The sequence below is a fragment of the Actinomycetota bacterium genome (genome assembly GCA_035536535.1).
Taxonomy (GTDB): Bacteria; Actinomycetota; JAICYB01; order JAICYB01; family JAICYB01; genus DATLNZ01.
On sequence record DATLNZ010000052.1, the window covers coordinates 1 to 2,807 of the forward strand.

The following is a 2,807-nucleotide window of genomic DNA, read 5'->3' on the forward strand; positions in this document are numbered from 1 at the left end:
GGGGCGCCGGCGGCCCGAACACGGGACTCGGCTGGGGCTGCGGCGCAGGCTGGGGCGCCGGCGGCCCGAACACGGGAGCAGGCTGCCGCTCCGGCTCCGGCTCCGGTTGGGACTGGGACTGGGGCTTGGGCTGGGGCGCGGGCGGCCCGAACACGGGACTCGCCTGGGGCTGCGGCGCCGGGGGCCCGAACACGGGGTCACTGCCGGGTGCTTGGGCCGGACCGGAGCCAGGTCCGGAAGAAGAAGCCTGCGAGGTCTGGCTTCCGGACGGCGACGCCTTGGATCCGCCGGGCGCGGGGCTTGATGAGTCGGGCTCAGCAGGACCCGCCGAGGCGCCCGCACGGGCACCCTCGGGGTTGTTCGGCTGTCCGGGGGACGCGTCGAAGTCCGCCGGGTCGGGGTCGGGTCCTCCCGGGGCAGAGAGCTGGGTCAGCCACTCCCTCACGACCTCGGGCCTCTCCAGGTCATCGAGGCCCATGTTCAACTTCACCCACGGATTCGCGGTGTCGAGTGGCTCTACTTCGCCGGGTCCTCCGGTCGGGGGGACGTCGACCTGTTCTCCGCCATGCACCAGGGCCGAGCGGCCGTCGGAGATGACCTCGACGATCCCTTCGCCCACGGCGTAGGTGCAAATCTCGGTGAGGCAGGACACCCCGAAGCGGGTGCCGCGCACCGCCCCGATGGCCGAGGACGTGTGAATCTCGAAACGGCTCCCGCTACCGGTGGCCTTCTTGACGGTCTGCCAGGAGCGTCCCGCCTCGAGCCTTCCGACGACGTCTCGGGTCTTCGGGCCTGAGCGCAGGGTCTCCACCGTGAAAGTGGTGGCCGGCGCCAGACGGGTGAGCGAACCGTCGGGGTAGTCGACAATGGCCAGTCCGATCGGCCCAGTGCGTACGGTGGAGCCCTCGACAAGGCCCTCGCCCGTTGCCCCAGCCCGTTCGGGCTGTCCTGGGGTCGCTAGGTCGACTGACGGCCGCACGACCTGCAACGCAGCCACGGCGGACGGCTCGCTCGAGCGCGCTTGAACGGCGACGCCTATGAAGCCGGCGATCACCCCCAGCGCAGCCAGGAGCGCAGTCACTCGCGCTCCCTTCGATTGAGTCCGTCCTGACACCTACGTATCCCCCCGTATCGGATTTAGTCACATTGTGTCAGTTAGCGCCTAGATCCTTGAGAAATTTCTGTGCGTCAAATGTCACAACCGGGTACACCATTCGGTCAACGGACTCCGGGCTCCTCCCTCGACCCGCTAGCGCCAGGTTGGGGGCAGGCTCCATGTGCCGGCAACCATGGTCGCGGCAACGGGGATGTTGGCCAGGTCGATCGGCGAGAGGTGATCGGGGTTCTCGCCGAGGACAACCAGGTCGGCGACCGCTCCCTCCTCGAGAGCGAGGCGCGACGAGGCGGCGACGGCGTCGGCCAGAGAAAGGGTCTCGTCCACCATCCAGGGGGGCCGCTCATCGACGGTTCGGTGCACCGCCGCGGCGATGGCCCGCCACGGATCCAAAGGCGAGACGGGCGCGTCTGATCCGAAGACCAGACCACTACCCGACCGGGCCAGTGACCGAAGGGGATAAGCAGTGTCGACCCGGTCACCCCACCACTGCTCGACAAGGTCCTGGTCGTCGACCGCGTGCCCTGGCTGCACCGAGGCAGTGACGCCCAGCTTCGCGAACCGGGCGCGGTCGTCCGGGGCGACCAGCTGGGCGTGCTCGATGCGCCCGGACATTCCAACCGCCTCGTACGCGTCCAACACCGTCCGGTTGGCGCGGTCGCCGATGGCGTGAACGGCCGTGCCAAGACCTTGTTTCTTGGCGCGGCCCAACAGCTTCGTCAGCTCGGCCAGATCAAGCAGCGGCATCCCGGAGTTGTCGGGCTCCCCGACATACGCGTGATCACAGTGCGCGGTCCTCGAGCCCAGGGCGCCGTCGGCAAACAACTTGAGCGGACCCACCTCATGCCGGCCGGACTGGTCCAGAACCTGCCCGGAGCGCCAGCCGGCTGCCTCGGCCTCGTCGAGTTGACGCATATGCACGGCGGAACTGACGCGCAACGGCAGCGGCCCCTTAGCTGACCGTCGCATCCACCCGGCGACATCGGCGTACGACCAGCCGTAGTCCTGGATGTGAGTAATGCCGCGCGCCGCGGCCGCGTTGACCGCAGCATCGACGGCTTCGTCTGTCTGCGCCTCGGAGTAGGAAGGCAGCTGTCGCTCCGCCTCCCAGGCTTCCCATTCGCGCAGGTACCCGGTCTCGTGGTCCAAGCCGATCGCAGACAGCGCGGCGCTCGAGAACCAGGCGCTGTGACCGTCCTGGCTGGTAAGCGCGACAGGAACACCCGGCACCGCCCGGTCGAGCTGCGACTTGTGCGGCATGGCGGGCCAAGTCGACTGGCGGAATCCCATCGCCCTGATCCAGCCACCCGCCGTCGCGCCCGGCGCGTGGTGGGCCACCGCCGCGGCGGCTTCCTCGTCGTTCCCGGCTGAGGCGAGGGCGCGGTTCAGTTCTTCGGTCAGCCGGTGGAAGGCCCAATGCGTGAAGTGGACGTGCGCGTCCGCCATTCCGGCGACGACCGTGCGGCCCCCCAGGTCGAGAACCTCGTCGGCGTCCCCCCTGTCGACTTCCGGCGAGAGCACCACGACCCGACCGCCGGCGATGAGGAGATCTACCGGTCCGCCAGCGAGGCGGCCGCTGCGCAGGAGAAGAGTTCGGCCCTCAGGGGACATCCATCCGACCCTACGCGCCGTGACGCTCCAAACCGGATGCTGGTCCTCCCGCCAAGATGTGCTCGTGACGAAGGCGGCACAG

Annotated in this window: 3 protein-coding genes; 1 reads left to right on the forward strand and 2 read right to left on the reverse strand. The window is 69.3% G+C overall.

Annotated elements, in window-relative coordinates:
- Both VNE62_03480 and VNE62_03485 read right to left on the reverse strand, forming a co-directional pair.
- Positions 1-1,081, reverse strand: a 1,081-nt coding sequence (locus VNE62_03480) for a FecR domain-containing protein (protein HVE91352.1), incomplete at its 3' end; no start/stop codon positions are given.
- 168 nt (positions 1,082-1,249) lie between these two features.
- The gene (locus tag VNE62_03485; GenBank protein HVE91353.1) at positions 1,250-2,560 is read right to left on the reverse strand and encodes an amidohydrolase family protein; all 1,311 of its coding nucleotides are present in this window, start codon (positions 2,558-2,560) and stop codon (positions 1,250-1,252) included.
- Here VNE62_03485 and VNE62_03490 point away from each other — a divergent pair.
- The coding region (locus VNE62_03490; protein HVE91354.1) for a hypothetical protein at positions 2,531-2,807 on the forward strand (277 nt) is incomplete at its 3' end. The genes VNE62_03485 and VNE62_03490 overlap by 30 nt on opposite strands.